This is a genomic window from Chryseobacterium sp. StRB126 (assembly GCF_000829375.1).
GTDB lineage: Bacteria > Bacteroidota > Bacteroidia > Flavobacteriales > Weeksellaceae > Chryseobacterium.
Genome location: NZ_AP014624.1, coordinates 668,572 through 694,608 on the forward strand (window position 1 = coordinate 668,572; position 26,037 = coordinate 694,608).

The 26,037-nt window shown below is 34.2% G+C and carries 22 protein-coding genes; 15 read left to right on the forward strand and 7 right to left on the reverse strand.

What is annotated here, in order from left to right:
• The first annotated feature begins 200 nt into the window (after window positions 1–200).
• Window positions 201–1,022 (forward strand): class I SAM-dependent methyltransferase, encoded by an 822-nt coding sequence (locus CHSO_RS02855; RefSeq protein ID WP_045492156.1) that lies wholly within the window; start codon window positions 201–203, stop codon window positions 1,020–1,022.
• A gap of 1,817 nt (window positions 1,023–2,839) precedes the next feature.
• On the opposite strand, the gene CHSO_RS02860 is transcribed toward CHSO_RS02855, so the two are convergent.
• Complete coding sequence (locus tag CHSO_RS02860) at window positions 2,840–4,030, reverse strand: phosphoglycerate kinase (RefSeq protein ID WP_045492158.1); 1,191 nt, start codon at window positions 4,028–4,030, stop codon at window positions 2,840–2,842.
• A gap of 648 nt (window positions 4,031–4,678) precedes the next feature.
• On the opposite strand from CHSO_RS02860, the gene rpiB reads away from it, so the two are divergent.
• The 7 genes from rpiB (at window position 4,679) to tsaB (ending at window position 11,742) form a co-directional block, all read left to right on the forward strand.
• Window positions 4,679–5,113, forward strand: coding sequence for a ribose 5-phosphate isomerase B (gene rpiB / locus CHSO_RS02865; protein WP_045492160.1), 435 nt, complete (start codon window positions 4,679–4,681; stop codon window positions 5,111–5,113).
• A 535-nt stretch (window positions 5,114–5,648) separates the two neighbouring features.
• Entirely contained in the window at window positions 5,649–7,802 is a 2,154-nt protein-coding gene (rnr, locus tag CHSO_RS02870; RefSeq protein ID WP_045492162.1) for a ribonuclease R, read from the forward strand.
• Between the two features lie 281 nt (window positions 7,803–8,083).
• Entirely contained in the window at window positions 8,084–8,770 is a 687-nt protein-coding gene (locus CHSO_RS02875; RefSeq protein ID WP_045492164.1) for a LysE family translocator, read from the forward strand.
• A complete protein-coding gene (locus tag CHSO_RS02880; RefSeq protein WP_045492166.1) occupies window positions 8,767–9,696 on the forward strand; it encodes an LD-carboxypeptidase in 930 nt (309 codons plus the stop codon). Before CHSO_RS02875 ends, CHSO_RS02880 begins: the two co-directional genes overlap by 4 nt.
• A 40-nt stretch (window positions 9,697–9,736) precedes the next feature.
• On the forward strand, window positions 9,737–10,108 hold the full coding sequence (locus tag CHSO_RS02885; RefSeq protein ID WP_045492168.1) for a YraN family protein: 372 nt from the start codon (window positions 9,737–9,739) through the stop codon (window positions 10,106–10,108).
• Between the two features lie 122 nt (window positions 10,109–10,230).
• Window positions 10,231–10,980 (forward strand): SDR family NAD(P)-dependent oxidoreductase, encoded by a 750-nt coding sequence (locus CHSO_RS02890; protein WP_045492170.1) that lies wholly within the window; start codon window positions 10,231–10,233, stop codon window positions 10,978–10,980.
• A gap of 87 nt (window positions 10,981–11,067) precedes the next feature.
• Entirely contained in the window at window positions 11,068–11,742 is a 675-nt protein-coding gene (tsaB, locus tag CHSO_RS02895; RefSeq protein WP_045492172.1) for a tRNA (adenosine(37)-N6)-threonylcarbamoyltransferase complex dimerization subunit type 1 TsaB, read from the forward strand.
• A gap of 63 nt (window positions 11,743–11,805) precedes the next feature.
• Here tsaB and CHSO_RS02900 read toward each other — a convergent pair whose 3' ends face one another.
• The 4 genes from CHSO_RS02900 to CHSO_RS02915 all read right to left on the reverse strand — a co-directional run bounded on the left by CHSO_RS02900 (window position 11,806) and on the right by CHSO_RS02915 (window position 16,380).
• Window positions 11,806–14,400: a tetratricopeptide repeat protein gene (locus CHSO_RS02900; protein WP_232509144.1), complete on the reverse strand. Its 2,595-nt coding sequence runs from the start codon at window positions 14,398–14,400 to the stop codon at window positions 11,806–11,808.
• Window positions 14,401–14,547: 147 nt separating this feature from the next.
• Window positions 14,548–15,111, reverse strand: coding sequence for a Maf family protein (locus CHSO_RS02905; RefSeq protein ID WP_045492174.1), 564 nt, complete (start codon window positions 15,109–15,111; stop codon window positions 14,548–14,550).
• A gap of 8 nt (window positions 15,112–15,119) precedes the next feature.
• Window positions 15,120–15,638, reverse strand: coding sequence for a KdsC family phosphatase (locus CHSO_RS02910; protein WP_045492175.1), 519 nt, complete (start codon window positions 15,636–15,638; stop codon window positions 15,120–15,122).
• On the reverse strand, window positions 15,628–16,380 hold the full coding sequence (locus CHSO_RS02915; RefSeq protein ID WP_045492177.1) for a Rossmann-like and DUF2520 domain-containing protein: 753 nt from the start codon (window positions 16,378–16,380) through the stop codon (window positions 15,628–15,630). Before CHSO_RS02915 ends, CHSO_RS02910 begins: the two co-directional genes overlap by 11 nt.
• A 182-nt stretch (window positions 16,381–16,562) precedes the next feature.
• Between CHSO_RS02915 and CHSO_RS02920 the strand changes: the two genes are divergently transcribed.
• The 5 genes from CHSO_RS02920 to lepA all read left to right on the forward strand — a co-directional run bounded on the left by CHSO_RS02920 (window position 16,563) and on the right by lepA (window position 21,241).
• A complete protein-coding gene (locus tag CHSO_RS02920) occupies window positions 16,563–17,114 on the forward strand; it encodes an RNA polymerase sigma factor (protein ID WP_045492179.1) in 552 nt (183 codons plus the stop codon).
• Window positions 17,115–17,131: 17 nt separating this feature from the next.
• Window positions 17,132–17,680, forward strand: a complete 549-nt coding sequence (locus CHSO_RS02925; protein ID WP_045492181.1) for a hypothetical protein — start codon at window positions 17,132–17,134, stop codon at window positions 17,678–17,680.
• 9 nt (window positions 17,681–17,689) lie between these two features.
• Window positions 17,690–18,199, forward strand: coding sequence for a hypothetical protein (locus tag CHSO_RS02930; protein ID WP_045492184.1), 510 nt, complete (start codon window positions 17,690–17,692; stop codon window positions 18,197–18,199).
• A gap of 100 nt (window positions 18,200–18,299) precedes the next feature.
• Complete coding sequence (locus CHSO_RS02935; protein ID WP_045492186.1) at window positions 18,300–19,316, forward strand: hypothetical protein; 1,017 nt, start codon at window positions 18,300–18,302, stop codon at window positions 19,314–19,316.
• A gap of 128 nt (window positions 19,317–19,444) precedes the next feature.
• Complete coding sequence (gene lepA, locus CHSO_RS02940) at window positions 19,445–21,241, forward strand: translation elongation factor 4 (protein ID WP_045492188.1); 1,797 nt, start codon at window positions 19,445–19,447, stop codon at window positions 21,239–21,241.
• Window positions 21,242–21,291: 50 nt separating this feature from the next.
• Here the strand turns inward: lepA and CHSO_RS02945 are convergent, their stop codons facing one another.
• Window positions 21,292–21,936 (reverse strand): DUF1579 domain-containing protein, encoded by a 645-nt coding sequence (locus CHSO_RS02945; RefSeq protein ID WP_045492191.1) that lies wholly within the window; start codon window positions 21,934–21,936, stop codon window positions 21,292–21,294.
• A gap of 142 nt (window positions 21,937–22,078) precedes the next feature.
• Complete coding sequence (locus tag CHSO_RS02950) at window positions 22,079–24,262, reverse strand: glycosyl hydrolase family 28-related protein (protein ID WP_045492193.1); 2,184 nt, start codon at window positions 24,260–24,262, stop codon at window positions 22,079–22,081.
• Between the two features lie 172 nt (window positions 24,263–24,434).
• On the opposite strand from CHSO_RS02950, the gene CHSO_RS02955 reads away from it, so the two are divergent.
• Both CHSO_RS02955 and CHSO_RS02960 read left to right on the forward strand, forming a co-directional pair.
• The gene (locus CHSO_RS02955) at window positions 24,435–25,130 is read left to right on the forward strand and encodes an NUDIX hydrolase (RefSeq protein WP_045492195.1); all 696 of its coding nucleotides are present in this window, start codon (window positions 24,435–24,437) and stop codon (window positions 25,128–25,130) included.
• A gap of 349 nt (window positions 25,131–25,479) precedes the next feature.
• On the forward strand, window positions 25,480–26,022 hold the full coding sequence (locus CHSO_RS02960) for an NADAR family protein (RefSeq protein ID WP_045492197.1): 543 nt from the start codon (window positions 25,480–25,482) through the stop codon (window positions 26,020–26,022).
• Window positions 26,023–26,037 lie beyond the last annotated feature (15 nt).

Here is a 26,037-nt window from a genome sequence, read left to right on the forward strand (position 1 = left end):
ATCTTAATTTTTTAGATGGATATATACTATTACATATCTACCATTATTTATCCGAATGAAGAATATCAAACATAGGTTAGATATTTCATTTCACTTTCTGGACTACTTCCGCAAACCTTTGCCAGTATTCAGAATAATATAAAATGAATGTAGATTTGTATATACTTAGAAATTTTTAAATATAACAGATAGCGAATTCAATGAAAATAAAAGATCATTTTCTTTCACAGGAAATATTTGAAATTAAAGAAACAGAAACCAAAGGAGTCTACAAAACCTCCCCTATTCCTTCCAATATTTCCAGATACTACGAAAGCGAAGATTACATTTCCCATCACCAAGATTCCGGAAGCCTGAAAGAAAAATTATATAAATTTCTTCAGTCATTTAATCTGCGGTACAAAAAAAATATCCTTATTGAAAGAATTCAACAAGGATCAAAAGTATTAGACTATGGATGTGGTGCCGGAGAATTTGTAAAGTATATAGAAAATGATTTTGAAACCTTAGGATTTGAACCGGATGCAGATGCAAGAAAAGCAGCACAGGGAAAAATTACAAAAGCAAAGATCCTGGACGATATTCAAAAAATTGAAGACAAAAGCCTTGATGCAATTACATTATGGCATGTGTTTGAACATATAGAGAACCAGGATGAAATGCTCAATATTTTTCACACGAAATTAAAAGACAAAGGACTTCTTATTATTGCGGTTCCCAATCCTACTTCTTATGATGCAAAACATTATAAAGAATATTGGGCTGCCTATGATGTACCGAGACACATCTATCATTTTTCTAAAAACGGAATGGAAAATCTGATTTCTAAAAAAACAGATTGGAAAATGAGAAAGATCAAACCTTTAATCCTTGACTCCTACTACATCTCTATGTTAAGCGAAAAATATAAAAAATCTCCTCTATTCTGGCTAAAAGCAAGCATTTACGGAACGATTTCGAACATAAAAGCCTCTTTTTCTAACGAATTTTCAAGTTTGATATACATTATCGAAAAAAGATAGATAATCGATTTTTAAGCTATTTCTGAAGGTCATTTTTCAGCATTTTCGACTCTTAAACCTAAAAAACTCAGGAAAATATCTCCTGAGTTTTTTATTTCTTATTAAAATTAAATTGTGTTCCAATTTAAATATTAATTCAAAAATGATGAAAAGTTTCAACTTACTTTTTTAACTCCCCTACTCCACTTTTCTAAAAACTCAATTTTTTTTGAGTGGCTCACAGCTCAAAAAAAAATTTTACTAAATTCTGAAAAGCTTACGCTGAAAAGAGAGAAATTTACATTGAAAAGATAAAAATTGAATTATAAAACCAAAATTCTAACAAAAACACCTCATTTAAGAGCTTATTTTTATTTTGCATATAAACACTCAAAAAATTACAGTTTTTAGATTTTAGGTATATTTCTAAAAGTCAATTTTTATGCTATTCTAAAAAATATTCAGACAGTTCTAAAAAATAAAATCTAGATTTTGCCCAGAAATCAAATTAATCCCAAATTTTAAAGCTCAAGTACATTCCCCTACTCTATCGTGGAAAATGGAAATGCTTTATATTAAGAAAACTCTCAGAGGTTAATTCTTTCAAATTTTCTAAAATCTGAACAAAATAAATAATTTGAATGAAATCGGAATATTTTTAACTTCAAAAAAAAACCAAAAATTTAGACTTAAAATCTATAGTAAGGAAATTAAGCCATGAGGGAAATTTACATTATCATATGATGATCATGTCATGTGAAACTGAAAATACAAATGTTCTTTAAAAAAAAGTAGAACAAAAATATCATGGTTATACACTTATACTACTGCTATTTATATTTAAAAATAACAGTTTATTCACTGATATACAACTTCTTAAAATAAAAAACTAAGCATATACAATGTAAAAAAAATAGGATAAAAATAGGATGAAAAAATGATAAAAACAAGAGATATAAATAAAAATAAATATAGTTTAATCACTGAAAAACAGATAAATACAACAATGATATTCAAACATAAAATTCATCATTTAAACAATATTTAGGAAACAAAAACCTTAGATAGGTAACACTCATATTATCAATTAAAAATCAGATTACTAACTATTCATTTCAATTATACATATAAACAGTTAAAACCAGTCAAATAAAAATGATCTTTACTCAAGGTCTAATGAATACATCTTAAAAAATTAAGCGCTATCAAAGCTAAAAAACGTAAAAGCACTCTCCTCTTTCTACATTCAAAAAAATGGTATCGATATCTTAATCTCTTTAGGATTCTTATACTAAAATTAATTCTTAGAAAATGATAAAAAAATATTAGAAAATTATTGAGATCGACTTTAAAGAAAAGTCTATCGGAACATTAACGAATGATATCCAAATTTGAATTCTAAAGTATATTTCAAAGTTTACTTTTTCCTGTAATTAATTCAGATATTTTATTTCTAATTTCAAGAAAAATGTTTCTTCAGCTCTGCCGAAATAAAGATTAAAAAAAGCAATTTTTATCAATTAAAGTTTACCCTAACCAGCATTCAAAATATTATAAAATTCAAACCAAATACTCCATAATCCGGAAACAAAACAATATGATTAAATGATGGTAATTACTCCTTTTTCATTAAGATTCATAGTCTAAATTTTCCTTTATTAACCGGCATAAAAATATAACTTTCAGTAAATCAAAACACCATAATTCAATATAACCTCAGGTTATATCATGAAACATTAAAATACTCGATCAATTCAGAATTTCTCAATGAAAATATAGGTATAAAAAAGCCTGCTAATATTATTAGCAGGCTTAGAAATATTGATTTTTTTTCTCTGTTAATTATTGATGGCAGCTACTCCAGGAAGCTCAAGTCCTTCAAGACTTTCAAGCATTGCTCCTCCACCTGTAGAAACATAACTTACTTTATCAGCATATCCAAATTGCTTAACGAATGCAACACTGTCACCACCTCCTACTAAAGAGAAAGCTCCTAATCTTGTTGCTTCAGCAATACTGTCTCCAAGAGCAATAGTACCTCCGGCAAAGTTTGACATTTCAAAAACACCAATTGGCCCATTCCAAAGAATTGTTCTTGAATTTAATAGTACATCATTAAACTGATCTCTTGATTTGTGACCAGCGTCCAATCCCATCCATCCTTCAGGAATTGCATAGATATCAACTTCTTTTCTTTCAACATCGTTATTGAAACTTTCAGCAATGATTGCATCAGATGGAAGATATACTTTAACTTTATGTTCTTTTGCCTTAGCTAAAATTTCCAATGCTAAAGGAATTTTATCTTCTTCAACCAATGAGTTTCCGATTTTTCCACCTAGTGCCTTAATAAATGTGAAAGCCATCCCACCTCCAATAATTAAATTGTCTACTGCAGGAAGAATATTTTCTATAATGGTAATCTTAGTTGAAACCTTAGATCCACCCAAAATTGCGGTAACCGGTTTCTCGCCACTTTTCAAAACTTTATCGATTGCCTGAAGCTCTTTAGCCATCAATAAACCGAAAAACTTAGTTTGTGAAAAGAATTTTGCAATAACAGCTGTAGAAGCATGAGCTCTATGTGCCGTTCCGAAAGCATCGTTTACATAAGCATCTCCCAGCTTTGAAAGTTTCTCAGCAAAACCTTCATCACCTTTTTCTTCTTCATTGTGAAAACGAACATTCTCCAATAATAAAATCTCTCCTGGCTTCAAATCAGCCGCCGCCTGTTCAGCTTTCTCACCAATACATTCATCAACAAATTTCACTTCCTTTCCAAGAACATTGGAAACTTCACCCATAATATGTTTTAGAGAAAACTCATCTTTCACCTCTCCCTTTGGTCTTCCAAGATGTGTCATCAAAATAACAGAACCACCATCCTGAAGGATTTTTTCAACGGTTGGTTTCACCGCAACAATTCTGGTATTGTCAGTCACTTTCAACTGGTCATCCTGTGGAACATTGAAGTCAACTCTTACAAGAGCTTTCTTATCTTTAAAATTGAAGTCGTTAATTGTTTTCATTTTTATCTTTAGATTTATTTTTTCTCAAATGTCAGGCAATCGCCCACTTCGGCCTAAGTTACATTTCAGCAAATTTCGGCAGGGTCAATTCCATAAACTTCTCTAATTTTTCGTTTCACAAATGTAAGGTTTTAAACTTTTTCAACAGATTGATCGAAATAAAAGTTTTCAAAAACTTTCCCCGAACTCAATCATCCATTAATCAACAATTCTTTTCTCTTTTAAAAAAAAAATAAAGCTGTTGTTGTTATGTATTGTTAGTAACGGGGATAAGTTTTAGGCATAAAGTTCATAATACTCAACTGGTACACAATTCATAAATAACTCACAATATAAATCTCTGTAAACCTGTATATTCAGACACTTATTCACAATTGTTGATAACTTTGTGAACAAAACATTATTAGTTATTTTATTATGGAAAAACCTGGGGATAGCTTAAGAAAAGATCTGGAAAGTTGTGGGGAAAAGTTTAGGATAGATTTTCTATTACGAAATAAATTCATCTTTGAAAATAGAAAGTTGGAAATAGTTTTCCACACTTATTAACATACCTTTTCACAATTAACTCACGCTTTACTAACACGAATTGTTATTATTCTTACCTTTGTAAGGAAATAAAATCTAAAAAAGCTTAATAAGAGTATTATGAAAAGAAAAATTGCTATCGCAGCGGACCATGCAGGCTATGAATATAAGGAGATTGTTAAGAACTACCTTTCAGAAAAGTTTGAGGTTCAGGATTTTGGAACGTTTTCCACAAACAGTGTGGATTATCCAGACTTTGTTCACCCTGCTGCAACCTCTGTGGAAAACGGAGAAAATGAGCTTGGAATTTTGATCTGCGGAAGTGGAAACGGGGTTCAGATCACTGCGAACAAACATCAGAAGATCAGATGCGCACTTTGCTGGATGCCGGAGATTGCAACACTGGCAAGACAGCATAATGATGCGAACATGATTTCTATACCGGCAAGGTTTATATCAAAAGAACTGGCGATTGAAATTGTTGACAAATTTCTTTCTACAGAATTTGAAGGTGGAAGACACCAGAACAGAGTTGATAAGATTGCTGTTTGCTAAATATACTGAGGCCTGTAATTTGATTGCAGGCCTTATTTATTTTTTATTTGTACATTTGCAGTGTTCAATAGAAATAACATTCTATACTTCTCCTGAACCTTTGTAATATTTTTAAAGATATTTTATAGAAGGTTTTTCTCTTTTCTTCTCCAGATTTGTAGTAAATTTATACAAAACTAAAGCTTCCGTTGTAAAGTAGATTTAGAAAAAACAAGATTAAATTAAACATTAAGGTTTGATAAAAATAAAAGGATCTGTGGTTTATTTTTTATGATAAATTGTTTTAACCTGTAAAAAGCAAAAAGATCATAATGGCTGAAAAAAATACCAAAAGAGCTTTGTAAAAAAATACATAAAAATAAAGAAGATATTCAAAGTCCTGATATAGATTTTATAGCTTTGTTTAATAAAATGATTAAAAATAAAACAGGAGTTTGGGTAAACAATAAAGACTGTTATTCTGAATGTGAAAATTTAGGAATTAAAGAAATTTCATTCATGATATAACAACTTAAGAAATTTTAAAAAAATTAAAATGCCAAAAAAAAGAAAATATATAAGTCATAAAAATGATTTGAAACTGATGGAGATCGGAAGACTGATCCTTCGTTTCATGAATGCAAACGCATCAAAAATTTATAATTATAAGCAGATTGCTGACGGAATAGATTACAAAAATCCAAGACAAAGGGAACTTGTAATCCAGGCACTGCATAAACTTCAGGGATCGGAAAAGATTAAAGAAGTAGAAAGAGGAAAGTATATCGTAAACCTGAAAATTGCAGGAACGTTAACCGGAATTATCGATTTCAACCAAAGCGGAAATGCTTACGTTAAGGTAGAAGGATTAGAAGATGATGTCTTCGTTCACGCCAAAAATGTAAAGGATGCCCTACAGGGAGATAAGGTTCTTATTATAACTTATCATTATAAAGGAAAGAAACTGGAAGGTTCAGTTTTGGAGGTTTTAGAGCGAAACCGGACAGAGTTTGTGGGGACTTTTCAGAAGGTAGCCCACAAGGATTTCGGGTTTGTGGTTTGCGACAAAAGATCAATCAATACAGATATCTTTATTCCAAAGACAAAATTCAATAATGCAGGGGATGGAGATAAGGTCATTGTAAAGATGACAGAATGGAGACCTGGAGATAAAAATCCTGAAGGAGAAATTACACAAGTACTGGGTGCTCCCGGAGAACATGAAACAGAGATACACTCTATTCTTGCAGAATATGGCTTGCCTTATGAGTTTCCACCGGAAGTAGAACAAGATGCGGATAAGATAGACAGAAGCATTACGGATGAAGAAGTAGCAAAACGTTGGGATATGCGTAATATCTGTACGTTTACCATTGACCCTAAGGATGCGAAAGACTTTGATGATGCACTATCTATCAGAAAACTGGAAAATGGACACTGGGAAATCGGGGTTCACATTGCCGATGTATCCCATTATGTCGTTCCGGGAACAATACTTGATGATGAAGCATATAAGAGAGCAACGTCGGTGTATTTGGTAGACAGAGTAGTTCCGATGCTGCCGGAAGTGTTGAGTAATGATGTATGTTCTCTTCGCCCACATGAAGATAAATATACTTTCTCTGCAGTTTTTGAACTGAACGATCAGGCAGAAATTCAAAAGCAATGGTTTGGAAGAACGGTGATTCATTCAGACAGAAGATTTACCTATGAAGAAGCTCAGGAACGTATTGAAACTGGCCAAGGAGATTTGGCTGAGGAAATCAATGTACTTGACAGATTGGCTAAGATCATGCGTAATGAACGTATCAGAAATGGAGCTATTACTTTTGACAGAAGTGAAGTAAGATTCAATTTAGATGAAAATAATGAGCCGATTGGAGTGTATTTTAAAATCAGTAAAGATTCCAATCACCTGATCGAAGAATTCATGCTTTTGGCCAATAAAAAAGTATCAGAGTTTGTATCGCTAAATAAGAAAGGAGATATTACTCAAAATACATTTATTTACAGGGTTCACGATGATCCGGATCCTGCAAAGCTGGAATCATTAAGAGACTTTGTGTCTACTTTCGGATACAAGATGAACCTTGCCAATACCAAAAAGGTTGCTGAATCTTTGAATAAGCTTCTTCATGATGTAAAAGGAAAAGGAGAAGAAAATATGATAGAAACCCTTGCTATGAGAAGCATGAGTAAGGCGGTATATTCTACAGAGCCTATCGGACATTACGGACTTGGGTTTGATTATTATAGTCACTTCACCTCTCCTATCCGTCGTTATCCGGATTTGCTTGCCCACCGTCTTCTTCAACATTATCTGGACGGAGGAAAATCTCCAAACAGACCGGAATTAGAAGAAAAAGCAAAACACTGCAGCTCTATGGAAAGATTGGCTGCTGATGCAGAAAGAGATTCCATCAAGTTCATGCAGGTAAAATTTATGGAAAAACATCTTGGTGAAACGTTCACAGGAGTTATTTCCGGAGTGGCAGAATTTGGATTCTGGGTAGAAATTCCTGAAAACGGAGCTGAAGGTCTTATTAAGTTAAGAGATTTGGTGGACGATTCTTATATGTATGATGCGAAAACACATGCCGTATACGGAGTTAGACACGGAAATAAATACCAGTTAGGAGATCAGGTTCAGATTAAAGTTGTAAAAGCAAATCTGATCCAAAAACAATTGGATTTTAAGATTGTTGAGTAATATCAGGAATCCAAAATAAAACAATAATAAGAGGTTGTTCCAACTCAGGAATAGCCTCTTTGTTTTTTTGAAAAGGTAAAAAATGATGCTTTAATCTCCGTTAGTTTTTTCATACTATGATAACTTCCCTTCTCCCCGCTTCCGGCTTCCTTTCTAAAATCTTAGTCTCAAATAGCAGGTAAAATAAAAGTTGATATATCACATCTTTATTGAATAATTAAATCATAAAGTATAACTTTGTATAAATCGGAATGAAATTTTTTCATTTTAAAATTTATTAAATGCTTGAACTTGTACTATCTGCCGTTATTTTAGGATTCATGTTGAGTCTGGTTTTTATAGGACCTATATTCTTCCTGTTAATAGAGACCAGTTTCTCAAGAGGCCCAAAACATGCCTTGTCATTGGATCTTGGAGTAATCACTGCAGATTTGCTGTGTATTGTAGCAGCCTATTATGCCAGTGCAGATATTGTTACACTCATAGATAAACATCCGGGATTTTACAGGATCACTTCTATTCTGATTTTTGTTTATGGGATTGTGATGCTGGTTACAAAGACCAAAATGCATATGCCCGGTGAAGATAAGATCATTAGCCAGAATTATATTAAAACCTTTTTTAATGGTTTTTTCTTTAATCTTTTAAATGTCGGAGTCATCCTTTTCTGGTTGGTAACGGTAATTTCCGTAAGGAATCAATATCCGGACACCAGCAGTTTTATTTTATACATAAGCATTGTAATAGGAACTTATCTTGGCATTGATCTTGCGAAGATATTTTTGGCAAAGCAATTTCACGATAAACTTACCCAGAAACTGGCCAATAGGATCAGAAGAGTTGTAGGAGTGATTCTTATCGTATTCAGTTTCTTTATCTTCCTTCAGAGCTTTAAAACATTCAATCAGTTTGACAGACAACTGGAAGAAGCTGAGAAAAAAGAAGTAAAATATCAACAAACAAAATGAAAAAAAATATCTTTCCAAAAGCTCTTAAAAAAGGAGCTAAAATAGCTGTTATTTCCCCTGCCGGAGCTGTAGATACTTCTCAGTTAGAAAAGGGAATAAAATTAATTAAAAGTAAAGGATTTGAACCTGTTTTGGGAGAACACCTTTACACCAAATTTTCAAACGGATACAATTACGCCGGAACAGAAAAGGAAAGAATAAAAGATATCAACTGGGCTTTAAACGATAAAGAGATTGGGGCGATCTGGGCATCCAGAGGCGGCTACGGATGTCAGCACCTGATTCAGCATCTGAAGTTGAAAAACTTTACAGAAAACCCGAAATGGTATATTGGCTACTCTGATAATACCGTTATACAAAGCTATTTGTTGAAAAAAGGTTTTGCTTCCATCCATGGACAGACGATCAAAACATCCAGTTTTGGAGTAACTGATGAGAGCTATGACCTGATCTTTGATATTTTAAAAGGGAAAACACTTAAATATAGCTTAAAATCTCATCCATTAAATAAAAAGGGGAATATTGAAGGAGAATTGGTTGGAGGGAATTTAGCCCTTATCTATGCGCTTCTGGGAACCAAATATTCTTTTGACTTTAAAGATAAAATCTTATTCATCGAAGATATCGGAGAAAACTTCTATGCTCTGGATCGTATGATGATGAGTCTTGAATTAGCAGGTGTTTTCAATAAGATCAAAGGACTTATCGTAGGCGGAATGACCAATATGGGGGATGAAAAAGAGAATAAAGAGTATGAATCCAGCTTTGACGAATTTGCCTATAAAATGATCTCCGAAAGAATTTCAAAATACAAATTCCCTGTAGTATTCGGGTTCCCGAATGGACATATTAAAGATAACCGGCCACTTTTAATTGGTGGAACGGTTAAAATAAAGACTGATACTAAAGTTAAGATTGAGTTTTAAAGACTACTACCCTTCTATTCACTTATTGAATTTATAAGATATGGCAGATCATAATGACTTTGGAAAGATAGCTGAAGATATGGCTGCTGATTATCTTCAGAAAAACGGGTATAAAATTCTGGTCAGAAACTTCAGATTTCAGAAAGCAGAGGTTGATATCATTGCTGAAAAAGAGGGATTAATTATTATTGTTGAAGTAAAGGCAAGATCAACTGATATCTTTTTGCTGCCTCAGGAAGCGGTAACCAAAACAAAGATCAGATCCATTGTCCTGGCTGCGAACCATTATCTGGAGAAATTCGATAAACAGAATGAGGTGAGATTTGATATCATTTCCGTTTTGCCGGATGAAAACAGAAATTTAACTATTGACCATATTGCCGACGCTTTTCAGGCATTCGATGCAAATTAACCAAGTAAAAATATAGTAAATAATGTATCAGTATAAAAGTATATCAGTGTAACAATAAAGATCAGCCATTGGTAAATTGTTATACTGATACATTGCTACATTCAAAATAAATAATCAGTTGTATGAAAACAATATTAATCACCGGGGCTACTTCCGGTATCGGTAAATCCACTGCAGAACTTCTGGCAAAGCAAGGAAACAGAATAATCATTTGTGGAAGGAGAGAGGATGTACTTAAATCTTTAAATGACAAATTATCTCAGCTTACCGAAATATTTAGTTTAAGGTTTGATGTAAGGAATCTTGAAGAAGTAGAAACTGCAATTAATTCGCTTCCCGAAGAATGGAAAGATATTGATGTCCTGATTAATAATGCTGGGAACGCTCATGGGTTGGATCCGCTTTCATCCGGTAAGACAGATGACTGGGATTCTATGATTGATGGGAATGTGAAGGGCCTTCTCTATGTTTCCAAAATGATCATCCCTGGCATGAAAACTAAAAACTTAGGTCATATTGTAAACATAAGCTCTGTGGCAGCAAGACAAACCTATGCCAATGGAGTAGTGTATTGCGCGACCAAAAAAGCAGTAGATGTTATCTCTGAAGGGATGAGACTCGAGCTTACTGAATTCGGGATTAAAATAACCAATATTCAACCGGGAGCTGTAGAAACAGATTTCTCATTGGTAAGATTCAAAGGAGATAGTGAAAAAGCAGCAACGGTATATGAGGGCTATGAAGCCTTAAAAGCTGAGGATATAGCAGATGCTATTGCATATTGTGTAAACGCTCCAAAACACGTTACCATTGCTGATATGTGTATCTACCCCAGTGCTCAGGCTGAACCCAGAACGATCTATAAAAAATAGTATCAAAATAAAGGACTAAATTTGCAGAAAATTTTAAAAGCGATTTTGCCTTTCCGCAAGGTTGCCATTTTAGCTTAAAACAAGAAAATGAAAATTCTATATCTTGAAACATCATCTAAAAACTGTTCAGTAGCTGTATCAGATAACGAAAAGCTGCTATGCGTATGTGAAGAGGTTTCTGAAAACTATAAACAATCTGAAAGTCTTCATACCTATGTAGAATGGGCTCTGGAAGGGGCAGGAATTTCACTGAAAGACATTGAAGCCGTTTCATTAGGTAAAGGGCCGGGTTCTTATACCGGATTAAGAATTGGGGCTGCTTCTGCAAAAGGATTCTGTTATGGACTTAAGGTTCCGTTTATTGCTATTAATTCTCTTGAAAGCATGATAGAGCCCTTTTTAGGACAAAACTATGAATTTATAGTGCCATTGATCGATGCAAGGAGAATGGAGGTTTATACGGCCGTTTATGACGGTTCTACAGGAAAGGAAATCTCTGCAACGGAAGCAAAAATTTTAGATGAAACTTCTTTTGAAGAATTTAGAGATAAGAAGGTAGTCTTTGTAGGAGACGGTGCTAAGAAAGCCAAAGATATTTTAAATCTTCCTGATGCAGACTTTAGGGAAAATATTTATCCATCCGCACAATACCTGATTAAAAAGACTCTGGAGAAAATAGAAAAGAAAGAATTTGAAGATACGGCTTATTTCGAGCCTTTTTATCTTAAAGATTTCCACGGAGTAAAGAAAAAGGGAGCATAGAGTTCTAAGCAATCTGAAAAAAATATATAAAAAAAGCGAAGATCTAGTCTTCGCTTTTTTGTTTTATTGTTTTTGTGGCCGATCAGGGATATTCTTGTTTCTTAATTTAGGTTTATCAGATTTTTGTTGAGGAGTATTGTTCATCATATTCTCTGTTTTTGGCATAGGTTGTACCTGTTTGACATCAGAATTGTTGACTTTTAAGTTTCCTTGGCTATTCTGACCATTTGCCATATCCGGAATATTTTTGTTTTTAGTGGCAGGTGGAGTAGGAGAGCCCGGCTGTTGAGAAACTAAGTTTCCTTTATTGTCAGTAGTCTGAAAGCTGAGATCACTTTTCAGATAATTCAGCATTTCTTTGGCTCTTATTCCTTCCGGAGTTTTGGAGTAGTTTAAAGCAATCTGTTCAAGCTGAAGAATCATGACTTCCTTTCCGGTAGCTTTTCCTGTATTAAAAGCATTCAAGAGGTATAATTTCGGAACTAAAGCATCTTTTGGATACTTCTGGATCGTTTGGTCAATAATCTCCTTACTTTCTACAAATTTCTCAGATTCATATAAAGCATAGGCTTTTTTATACTCATTTTCTACGTCCGCTGTTGATTTTACGAAGGAATTGTTTTTAGGATTCCTTGCAAATTCAGCGTATGAAGTATAAGGATAATCGGCTAGTAGAATTTGTTTTGCTCTCTCAGCGGCCTGTGGAGTTCGCTCATAATTCATGGCAAAAATCTCATACAACGCCTGAAGCATTACCTTTTCTTCCGGTTTTACATCCACAAGATCATACAACGTTTTCGTAGCCAGTGGAGTATTGGTAAAATAATTCTGATACATAATACCAAGGCCCAAAGATGCAGTATCTCTATCTTTTTTAAGTTGTGAAAGTTTTTCCTGATTCGTTGGAATTTGCTCAATATAATATGCCGGTTCAAAACGTCTTGGATTAGGAGCAGTGGTTACCCCGAGAGCTTCACTTTTCATATCCTCAATAGAAGCCATTTTCTTAGAAAAACGCCAGTTATCAGAAAGTGCTCTTTCTCCCCATACCTGCTTAAATGAAGAAGTTCCTTTACTTATGGTTCCGGTATTGTTGAAATAAAAACCTTTTGTAGTTACTCCAAAATCTTCAAATGAACTCGAATTATTATTGGCGAAAATAGAATTTGAATTATAATCGCCGGTATCAAATCCCTTGTTTCGTTCTGCACGTTTTCTTTCCTGTTCCTCTTTCTCTTCTTTGATCTTTAATTTGGCAATATGTTTCGAGAAAAAGTCAGTTCTTTGAGCATTATCCATCTTCGCTAAAGAAAGGATACTGTCATTCTTTTTAATCAGATAATAGTTCTTAGAAATCTTTTTAATGTATGCAGACTGATCCTTTAATAAGATCTTTGAAGGCTCATAGGTCATTACGGCAAGGGCAGAATCATAATAAGTTCCGGCACCGATATAATCATTCTTTTCAAGATAACTTTTCCCTATTTCATAATAAGTCAACCCGCGGATTTGAGGGTCAGAAACCTTCTCAAATAATGATTTTCTGAAAAACTGCTGTGCTTCATCATGTTTTCCTGCTTTATTGGCCATAAGTCCTAAAGCATAGTAAAATTCATTTTTCCTGGAACCATATGTTCCTTTTTTACTGATTCCTTCCAGATAATTTTTTGCTCCGTTGTAATCTCCTTTACCATTGAAAGTTTTGGCAATGGCAATCTGAGATTTTACTTCAAATTCAAAATCACTGGAATATTTGTAGGCAGCCGTGTAGCTTTCTCTTGCCTTGTCATTTTGTCCCAGATTTTCAAGAACCTGACCTCTTAAATAAGCAATTCTGCTCTTCAGTTTTCTGTTAGAGTTCAGTTCAAAAGCCACATCGAGTTCTTTGGCAGCATCTTCTTTTTTTCCAGCATCCAAAAGTGATTCAGCATAATAAATACTCAATAATTTGGAGTAAGTTTTATTGATTCCGTCACTCTTTAGCTTAGCAAAAGTTTCATGAGCTCTGTGGTAGTCTTTGATTTTATCATAGGCTACACCCTGGTAAATTCTTGCCAATGGAATCCTTTTATCATCCTTCATACGAGTGAAAAGATAATTAAGGGCGTCCAGTGCTTCCAACGGCTTATTTCTATAAATTCGGGATTGGGCAAGGATGATATAAGCATCAAAGATCTGCTTATTTTTTTCTTCCCCGTTTCTGGTAACAGAGTATTTATTGATGGCCTTTAATGCTTTAGCTTCAGCAATTTCCAGCGTGGTTGCTCCTTTAGCCGGAGTGCCGCCATCAGGATTGGAAGAATCATTTACCGGGCCGTTTTGCATATTCGGAATTCCGGAATTTCTTCCGGATGGTCTGTTAGCAACCTCTGCCATTTTCATGGAGTTTTCTGCAAAAGCAGTTGATTGCCCTAAATCACTTCCTAAAGGCTGTTCTTCAAACGTAAGAATAGGAATATAAGGCGCATAAAAATTGTCCTTATGTCCCTTATCTCTGGCTGTAAACTCACTGTTTAAGGCATCTTTGGCATTAAACAGCGTGTTATAATATGTGGAAAATCCTTTCAATAATTTTGAACGCTGCTCCGGCTTCTTTGTTTTGGTAGCACAGGAAGCAATGAGACAAATCACTAAAAGGAACAATATATTCTTTTTCATTATTCAATATAACTTGCTAATCTGCTTTTTATTATCAGCAGTTTGATGATTTTGTAAAAATAATAAAATTTTATAATGAATAATATTTATATTTCTCCCGGAAATATTTTATTACATCTTTATGGAGCTCAGAAACCGCTATGATTTTTAAATAACGGAAATCTCTTTTAAAATTTTGTAAACAAGATGGGTAGGAAGCCCCATAATAGTGTAAAAACTACCTGTCAGGCTTTTAATTTTTGCCATTCCCAGCCATTCCTGAATCCCATAACTTCCAGCTTTATCAAAAGGCTTATACTTTTGAATATAATACTGAATTTCTTCATCAGTGAGCTCAGCCAGAATCACATCAGCAACATCAGTTTCTGTGTATATTTTATCTGCAGTTTTGATGGTAATTCCTGTATACACCTGATGAGTTCTCCCCGAAAGGCTTTTAAGCATATTATGAGCATCAGCTTCATCTTTTGGTTTACCCAAAATTTGCCCATCTATGGCCACTACAGTATCTGCTGTTAGTAAAACTTCATCATCTGTCAGAGCTCTGAAAGCATTTGCTTTTAATTCAGACAAATAGGCTGCTGCATTTTCTATCTCAATCGAGTCAGGAATAATTTCCTCACAGTCGATTTTTACCACTTCAAATTCAAAACCAAGGCTGGAAAGAAGCTCTTTTCTTCTTGGGGACTGAGACGCTAAAAGTAATTTCATAAATATCGTTATACAGATTGGGTGTTATCATCATGCCAGTTGCCCTGAACCTTCATTACCTGTTCAATAACGTCTCGTACAGCACCGCTTCCTCCTTTCTTTGTAGAAATATAATCAGATATCCCTTTTACCTCAGGAACTGCATTTTCAGGACATGCTGCAATAGCAGAACTTTCCATGATATGAATATCCGGGAGATCATCTCCCATGGTCAGAATTTCCTCATTTTTAAGATTATACTTCTTTTTAAAATCTTCAAAATCCTCAATTTTATTATGAGATTTCGGATAATAATCCTGAATACCAAGGTAATTGATTCTGTGTTTTACCATTTCATCATTTCCTCCGGTAATAATACCTATTAAATAATTATTTTTTAAGGCTTTAACAACCGCATAGCCATCCAGTACATTCATTACCCTGCACATATTTCCTCCCGGCATCAGATAAACACTTCCGTCCGTAAAAACACCGTCTACATCAAATACAAAGGCCTTAATATCCTTTAATTTCTCTTTATAACTCATACATTTTTTGAATAGAATGATTCATTGTCTTATAAATGCTAATACTTTCTTCGTTTTGTAATAGCTGCTCATGTAATTCTAAAACCCTAAGGTCATTTCTTACTGCTGGTCCTGTTTGAGCCTGTTTAGGTTCTATTTCATGGATCTTCTGAACCGTTTCGTCAATCAGGGGTAAAAAATAATCAAATGGTATTTCCTGAGAATCTGAAATTTCTTTAGCTCTTGAAAAAAGATGATTCACAAAATTGCAGGCAAAAACAGCCGTCAAATGAATGTATTTTCTTTTCTCATGATTGCTTTCCATTACATTTTTCGAAATTCTGAAAGCAAGCTCAAAAAGTATTTTGGTATCCTTTTCGTACTCGGCTTCAATAAAAAACGGAATCTTATCATATTCCAGTTCTTTGGATTTTGAAAAGGTCTGTAACGGATAAAAACTAGCCTTTCTGTATGCTCCGCTTAATGTTTCTTTAGGAAGAGAACCGGAAGTATGAGCCACCAGACAATCTTTTTTGGTAATCATTTTCGAGACTTCTCCTACAGAATTATCACTTACACAGATGATATACAGATCTGCATCTTCCAGATGTTCCGTAGAATAAGGAATACTCAGCTCTTCGGAAATTTTACTCAATTCTTTTTCGTTCCGCCCAAAAATCTGAGCAAGGAAAATGCCCTTCAAACTGAAAGCTTTTGCCATGTGATAGGCCACATTTCCAGAACCGATAATTACAATTTGCATCTAACAAATATAAGATTTTAAGATGAGTCGGGAAAGGAAGAACGGTACAGAAACCCAAAACTTAAATAGAGGCACGTTTATTGCGTAACTGTCTCATATTATTTTTAATATTTAAACTGAAAATTGAATATTTAATTTAACTTTCAGTTATTTTTGTAATCCAAAACAGTGAAAGGCATCTTATGAAGATTAAGGACGCGGAAATTATTTCGTTGATGCAGGATCCGCGGACACAGAATAAAGGTGTTCGTGCCTTGATGGATGCCTATCAAAGCAGATTGTACTGGCACATACGAAGAATTATTGTGGACGGAGATCTTGCTCAGGATACTTTGCAGGAAACTTTTATTAAAGCTTATCAGAATTTTCATCAGTTTAAAAACGATAGCCAGTTGTATACATGGCTGTATAGGATTGCTACCAACGAAGCATTACAGCAGGTTAATAAACTGAAGAAAATGCAGAAAACAGATGAAGATCCTGAGTATCACATGCAGAACCTGGTGGCCTATAATGTGGAAGGAGATGCCGAAGAAATACAGATTTTACTGCAGAACGCCATACAAAGCCTGCCGGAAAAGCAGAAACTGGTATTTATGATGCGGTATTATGATGATTTGCCCTATGAAGAAATATCTAAAATTGTAGATATGTCAGTAGGAACGCTGAAAACAAATTATCATTATGCCAAACAGAAAATAGAAGAATATATTAAGGAAAATTACGAAAGATAATTTTTGAGAAAACAAAGATGAAAGAGTTCGACATAGAAAAACTAGAACGTAAAAACATTTACACAGTCCCTGAAAATTTGTTTGAAAATATTCAGGAGAGGGTTATGAATGATATAAAGCCGGAGCAAAAAGCACCTGCGCCGGTCTTTAAGTTAAATTGGATGTATGCAGTTGCTGCATCACTGGCTTTGATCTTTGGAATAACTTTTATTCTTAATTTCAATAATGATTCGGCCGATAAAAATCTGAATTCAAAAGATACCTATGCTAATCATAAAGGGGAGCCTACAACGGAGGGTGAGCTTGCTTATGAAACATTGAAAAGAGATTTAACTTCTGTTGAAAATAATAATCAAACAGTTGAAAGTCAGAAAAATAATGCTTCTTTTGCTGTGAAAAGCGAAGGAGGAAATGATAAAGAAACTGTTTCACAAAAAATAGTGAAACCTGTAACTAAAAAAGAAGAAACACGGATGAATGAATATCTGGACTCGTTTTCCAATTCTGAAATTGCAGAACTGGCGAGCAATTCAACCCAGGATGTTTATTTGGATTTATATAACTAATAAAGAAAGATGAAAAAGATACTATTGACGTTTTTTATTATTTATTGTTTTGGCTTAAATGCTCAAAATACAGATTATGACTGGAAAAAGATGGACCCTAAGCAGAGAAAGGAAGTCATCAATAATCTTTCTCCTGAAGAAAGAAAGGAACTCCTTAAAAAATTCAGGAATAATATGATCATGGATAATCTGAATGTAGATCCCGGAGATAAGGCAGAATTTACACAGCTTTATAACGAGTATCTGGACAGTCAGAAACAGATAAAAAGTCAGTTTGATCCAGGCTTTAACCCTGAAACATTATCAGATGACGAAGCTAAGGCTAAATTGCAGCAAAGCTTTGAAATAGGGCAGAAGCTTTTGGATAACAGAAAAAGATATGCAGAGAAAATGCAGCAGGTGATTCCCTGCCAGAAAGTTCTGAAGCTATTTCAATCTGAGGGGATGATGAGAGATAAAATGAACGAAAGAAAACCTCATGTACACAATAATACTTCGGGACCTAAACAAAACCCATAATAGTTTATTTTTTTAATGTTAGACGGCTCTTACAAATCTTTTTTTGTGAGAGCCGTTTAATTTTTACCTTTAAATCTATACTTTTGCCGGAAAATAATAAATGAAAAAAGTATTTTTCTTCTTAATGTTGGCGGTTTCATTATCCGCACAGAAAACAGAAGTAGTAGAATTGAAGCAAAGTATTAAAGATCGAAAAGGAACTACAAAATCAATAACAGTTATTGACAACAGACCCGATAAAGAAATAGGAAATATACCTTTTCATAAAGAAACCTTTACTCTTAAATTTGCCAATGTTGATTTGAAAAATTATATTGAAAATTGGTTCTTAAAAGATAACAAAGTGAAAGGTAATAATGATATTGTCCTAATGCTGGAAGACCTAAAGGTTTATAATGAGGATCCGGAAGAAAAAACTTCCATGACAAAAATCAAATTTAAATTTTCAAGTTTTATCAAAAGAAACAATAAATATTACTTTCTAAACCGTATCCAAAACGTGATCACATCCGATTCCAATTTTCCTAAATATATCGCAAGTCAGATATCTAATGTTGTAACCGGGATGATTAGGGAATCTTATGTGAGCTTGCCTTTAGGAGGTGCAATGTCTGAAGGAGATTTAACGAATTATGAGAATTTTATTACCAAGAATTCTCTGCTTTTTGGTGGCACGGAATTAAAAGACGGAGTTTATAAAGATTTCAGATCATTTTATGAGCAGAAGCCTGAACCGAATTACGTTATAGATAAAAATAAAAAAGGAAGAGTAACCAATATTAAAGATACTAACGCAAATATAAACAACGAGGTTATTGGTAATGAAGAGGTATTTGGGTATATAGAAAATGGTAAAGCTTACAGATCTACTCCGGTAGGATATCTAGAAATGATAAAAGACGATAAAGGGTTTTATGTTATTGCCACTAAAACAGAACTTATTCCGGCCAATACTGGAAACGGAGTATTGATAGGAGCAATGGCGGGAGGAATTGTAGGAGCGATGATTGGTGCAGCCATTGATTCTGGGCCTGGTAGAAGAGGTAAAAATGTTGATACTTCAGAAATGCCAAATGTATATCTGGATTCATTAACCGGAAGTTATATTTTTAATTAATTTAAAGAGAAAATACCCGACTATCTTTATCGTTCTTATCACTTATTTTAAATAAATTGATACAATAAGATGATGAAAGACAATAATCTCTCTCTTTTTTTTATCTTTGCAAATTACAAGATTCTTAAATGAAAAACATACGAAATTTTTGCATAATCGCTCATATCGACCATGGTAAAAGTACCTTGGCAGACCGTCTTTTGGAGTATACGAATACCGTTACTCAAAGAGAACTACAGTCTCAGACGCTAGATGATATGGATTTGGAAAAGGAACGTGGGATTACCATCAAATCTCACGCGATCCAGATGGATTATGAATATAAAGGAGAAAAATATATTCTAAACCTGATTGATACACCAGGACACGTAGACTTCTCTTATGAAGTTTCCCGTTCTATTGCTGCCTGTGAAGGAGCTCTTCTAATTGTGGATGCTGCGCAAAGTATTCAGGCACAAACGATCAGTAATTTATATTTAGCATTGGAAAATGATTTAACGATTATTCCAATTTTGAATAAAATTGACCTACCGTCTGCCAACCCTGAAGAAGTAACTGATGAGATCATGAATCTTATCGGATGTGAATATGATGATGTATTGAGAGTTTCCGGAAAAACAGGAGAAGGTGTTCATCACTTACTGGAGCAGATTGTTGAAAGAATTCCTGCGCCGGTAGGAAATCCAGACGGTCCTCTTCAGGCTTTGATCTTTGATTCTGTTTACAACCCATTCAGAGGTATTGAAGCTTACTTCAAAGTAGTCAACGGAAGTATCACCAAAAATGAAAAGATCAAATTCTTTGCTACAGGAAAAGAATATGGAGCAGATGAGGTGGGAACCCTAAAACTGAAGCAGGTTCCAAAGAAAACCATTCAGTGTGGAGACGTAGGATATTTGGTTTCAGGGATTAAAGATGCCCGTGAAGTAAAAGTGGGAGATACTATTACTTCTTTCGAAAAACCTGCAGATGGTCCGATTGATGGATTTGAAGAGGTAAAACCAATGGTATTCGCAGGTATTTATCCGATTGATTCTGAAGATTTTGAAGAGTTGAGATTCTCTCTTGAAAAATTAAGACTGAATGATGCTTCTTTGGTTTTTGAACCGGAAAGTTCTGCAGCCCTTGGTTTTGGTTTCCGTTGCGGATTCTTAGGAATGCTTCACATGGAAATCGTTCAGGAACGTCTTGACAGAGAGTTCAATATGAACGTTATTACTACGGTACCTAACGTATCGTACTTCGGATATACCAAAAAAGAACCTGAAGTTCCGATTTTGATTAACAACCCATCTGAAATGATGGATCCTTCCACAATGGATAGAGTAGAAGAACCTTTTATTAAGGCTTCTATCATTACAAAATCTGACTTTGTTGGTGCTGTAATGACTTTATGTATTGAGAAAAGAGGAGAGATCGTTAACCAGAGTTATTTAACATCTGAAAGAGTTGAACTAATTTTCAATATGCCTCTTGCGGAAGTTGTATTTGACTTCTATGATAGATTGAAATCAATCTCTAAAGGATATGCATCATTCGATTATCACCCAATCGGATTCAGAGCTTCTAAGCTTGTAAAAATGGATATCCTGATTAATGGTGATATGGTAGATGCCCTTTCATCGTTGATTCACGACAGTAATGCTTATTATATCGGTAAGAGAATGTGTGAAAAACTTCGTGAACTGATCCCGAGACAACAGTTTGATATCGCTGTTCAGGCAGCATTAGGAACGAAGGTTATCGCAAGAGAAACTATCAAAGCCTTAAGAAAAGACGTTACCGCAAAATGTTACGGAGGAGATATTTCCAGAAAGCGTAAGCTATTGGAAAAGCAGAAAGAAGGTAAGAAGAAAATGAAACAGATCGGAAGGGTAGAAGTACCACAATCTGCATTCATGGCTGTATTAAAGCTTAATGATTAATTCATTCATTATAAAACAAAAACCGCTTCCATTAAGAAGCGGCTTTTGTTTTATTTTTTACGCGTGAATTTTATTTCCATTGTTTTCATTTCCTTTCCTGTTTTGGGATTAGGTCCATACATTTCCAAGGTATGGGTATTATCATCTGTAAACGTATAAACTTCTCTTATCTCACATTCTTTTCCCGGGCGGCTTGGATCTGTCATTTTACCCTTAAAATCAATAGATTTCTTAGCAGGATTCCAATCTCCTTCTGCATGCATTAAGCCTGTTCCCATATTGTCTATCCATGTGCTTACAAACTTTTTCTTGGTATTGTCATAGCCCATGATACTCATTCCTTCAAATGGCATCCCCATAAAATTTCCCTTGTAATTACTCACCTGATAACGGCCATTGAAGATCATTTTATTAGTGCATTCAGAAGTAGAAGTCACTGATTTTCCACTGTCATCCATCCACATACTGGTGGCACCAGTCCAGTTTCCGTCAAATTTGGCCAGCATTTTATGCATGTCGCCCGGAGTTGCAAAATCCATCCATGCTTTCGTTGCAGCAGCTGAATCTACAGGCTTCCACTCAGAACTGGCTGTAAGAGAGTCTTTCTTATCTGAGTTTTCAGAGGTAGCGGTTTTTCCTTTTTCACATGATGTAAGTAAAAAAGCAATAGTGATGATTGCTAGTAAATTTTTCATAAATATTTAATTTTAAGTTGGTTATAATAATAACTTAAGGGGATAGACTTTTATTATATGGGTATCAATAAAGAGCAAATGAATAAGAAGAAGCTCTCTCCCTTTTTAAGATGAGAGGCAGCTTCTTTTTGATAAGATATAATTAGGTAATTATAGTAATTGTTGGCTCTTTAAAAGAAAAAGTGGAATTAGTAATTGCAATAGGTAGAGATTTATCTAAGTAAAATTTTTGTCCATTTTCACACCCGGTAATCTGATGAAATTTATGGCTTTCAATGGCTTGTAGATCGTCGATTCTAATATATTGCCCGATTGTCAATTTTCGAGGCTGATTTACTTTAATAAAATTCTCCCCAGCATATCCTGTGACGGAAGTCTTCACTACCCCTGTCTCCGTTTTCACTTCGAGAAAACCTTCCAAGTTAATCGTTCCACTTTCAGTGACAACATTTACTTTATGATTTATATCTACAAAATGTTGTCCTTCAGTGAAAGTCCCAACTTTATCAACAAGATTAGATTTTAAATAATAAGGTAGAATGCTTGGGTCTTTTGTAGCAAAACTAAAATAAGTAACATCTGTAGCCACCAATATATTTTTTTCTTCTGTATAGGTCATTGTAAGTCCTGCACTGAAATCATTGAAAGTTGAAGAGGGAGGGAAATATTCATTTTTAACGGGAAGGATGGCCACAATTAATGAATCTCCGATGGTTTGACATAATGTAGACATTAAATATTTAACAGGATTACTAATAAGAGCGTTTCCATTAAAATTTCGAATACTGAAAAATACTTCTGCTGTAAGTATATCCATTTTGCTTTTAATTTTAAATGTAGCGCCAATATATGTGGATGTGGGGTTGAGTTTTATAGCATGTCCTCCAGCAAAATGTAGGTCATTAACCTCTCCATTTCCTTTACTTTCAAATTGCTCACCGTCGATCAATATAGACCTAGGGGTTACACTAAATTTTGTTTTATTATAATATTCTAAAGTATTATTAAATAAATAGGATTCGCCGCCTGGATCTGAAAATTTAATCACCGTACCTTCTTTTTTAGCTTCGGGATTTAGAAAAATATTTGCTCTTGTTGCCAAATTTTCAACAATTTCACAAGCATGAACAGATAATATAATATCATCCTTATTGATTACCTGAACACCGGTTAGATTGAATTTTATTTGCTTATATGGATGTGGATGATTTGGGTCTTCAGTCATTCCATCCATATTATTTCCAAAAATTTCAACCTTATTTCTATTGGAGGTAGCTGTCGTTCCAAATGTAGGCATATAATTTCCATTGATATCTTTTCTTAACGAGGAGATATAAACTGCGTGACTACTCATTGCTTCAAAATGGTTTCCAAAAAACTGAACTACAGCATTGTCAATTTCTATATCAATGCCATAATGCTCAGGACTTGGACGATTATGAATTTGATCTTCAATGTAAGGGATAGAACCTTCAAAATTATTATTAACAATTTTTACCAGATCTTTTGCAAAACAACCATAAATCACTCTGGAGTTATGATGACATTTATTGTTTTCAAATAAAAAGCCCCAAGACAAATTTCGTTGCGTATCATTTGCAAAATCAAAATATACACATTCATCATTTTGAGAAAAAGCGGAACCAGTGACTTGTACAAAGGCAACATTATAACCATTTTGACTCTTAAAAGATAGCGCTCGGTTAAAACCTCTAAAATGGCAATCCCTGATAATAAAAGGCCATGTAGGTCCTGTAAATTCTGATCTAAAATCGATAGCATACGTTGTTCCTACTGTTCTTCCTTCTTTTGCCACAAATTGAATTGCTTCAATACAAATAGGATCAACTACACTGTCCTTAAAAATAATAGCACTACTATTTTGAGAAACAATCAAAGAACATCCTGAAAATGGTGGTTTTGGGAATGTTGGATAAGAAGGAGGATTAGGAAACCAACTTTCCTCTCTTAATAATGCACCGGAGCCCAGAAATTTTACCCCTCCTCTTGAGCATTGAACAGGAGTAGTCAAAAGATAATCTCCGGGAGGAAAAAACAGCATTTTCTGAGAAGTGGTTTCACAAAAATCAACCGCTTTTTGGATGGCACTGGAATCATTGGTTAATCCGTCCCCAATAGCACCAAACATTTTAACGGTTAGATAATCATTTAATACTCTTTTATAATACTTGTTATCACGTTTTATATATACTACATGGTCACAGAGAGCATCACTCATAGGAGTTGTGTTGTCATACCATACCTGTGTTTCTAAATATCCGCATTGTTCGCCGGTATATTGGTCAATAATTAATAAGTCTGCCATTTTTTTTAATATTAGGTGATTGTTTAATGTTATTATTCTGCAGAATAATTGAACTTTGTAGGGCAAAAATAATTGCTGGTAACGACAGAACTTGACGCATAAAAATAAAAGTTTATCAATGGGATTAAATTTAAAAATCGTATATTTGTGTATTCGTAACGCAAATTAATTTATGGAGCTTCCAAAAAAATTACAGGATATCAAAGTGGCTGTAGACGCGGTTATTTTCGGATATTTCGATAAAAAAGATCTACAAATCCTTTTAATCAAAAGAAATATTGAACCTTTTAAGGGGGGGTGGGCTCTTCCGGGAGGTCTTGTTCTGGATGATGAAAATCTGGATGATGCCGTAAAAAGAGAACTTCATGAAGAGGCGGGCATAAAGCCTGACTTTTTAGAACAACTCTATACATTTGGTAACGTTGGCCGGGATCCGAGAAATAGAGTGGTTTCTGTGGCTTATTTGGGCCTCGTAAACCCTTCTTACCATGAGCTGTTTGCAGATTCAGATGCAGATGATGCCCAATGGTTCAGTGTGAATCAACTTCCTTTAGTTGCTTTTGACCATAAAAATATCATTGATATTGCCTTAAAAAGGCTTCGTACCAAAATTCAATATCAGCCAATCGGCTTTAATCTTCTCAATGAAGAATTTCCTTTCTCAGACCTTGAGAACCTTTACAAAACTATTGTGGGACAAGAAATTGACCGCAGAAACTTCCGTAAAAAAATCATGAGCTATGGTTTGCTTAATGAGACCAATAACGTCAAAAAAGAAGGAAGCGGAAGACCAGGAAAGCTTTTTACCTTTAATCAGGAAAAATATAAAGAGCTGGAAGAACAAGGCTTCTACTTCGAAATCAAATAGATTTTTAACCATTAATCACACCAATATTTTAAACGAATAATCCCCAATTTTCAAGTAATAGATTATTAAAAATTAGGGTAAATATTTTATCTAAGAAAAATATTAAGAAGAGATATTCAATAGAAACGGACTTTAGCCCGTTTTTTTATGATCAAAAATTCAATTGGCTTTAGCCAAAACCTAATAGATTAGTGTCATTTATGCAAAATATTTGTGGTTCTAGTGTCTTATGAAAATTATTTTTTTTTATATTGATAATCAGTTGATTATGTTTTTAGCGTAAAAATAACACAAATAAATTTGGTGGGTAAAATGATATTGTATTACATTTGCGTAGAAATAACACAATATGAAATACACCATACAAAATATCAAAGACAGATTTCAGAAGAAACAAAGGATCAAGTTTTTGTTTTTCTGGGGACACACGGTTAAAGATGAAATCACCAAGTCATGTTTTAGCCAATGGTTTACAGGAAAATTTGAAGAAAATGGGATTGTTTATAAAACGGCAGAACATTATATGATGGCTGGTAAAGCAAGATTATTCAATGATCCGGAAACCTTAGAAAAAATATTGCAGGCATCCACACCAAATCAGGTTAAAAGTCTGGGAAGAAAAGTAAAGAACTTTGATCCGAAACTTTGGAATGAGCATAAATATGAGATTGTAAAACAGGGAAATCTTTTAAAATTTTCACAGAACCAGAAATATAAAGATTTCCTTTTATCAACGAATGATAAAATCCTTGTAGAAGCCAGTCCTTATGATACCATCTGGGGAATAGGGATGCTGGAAGCAGATTCAAGAGCAGAAAATCCTTTATTATGGAACGGAGAAAACCTTTTAGGATTTGCTTTAATGGAAGTTCGGGATGAATTAAGAGGGTAAAAATACAATAACCAG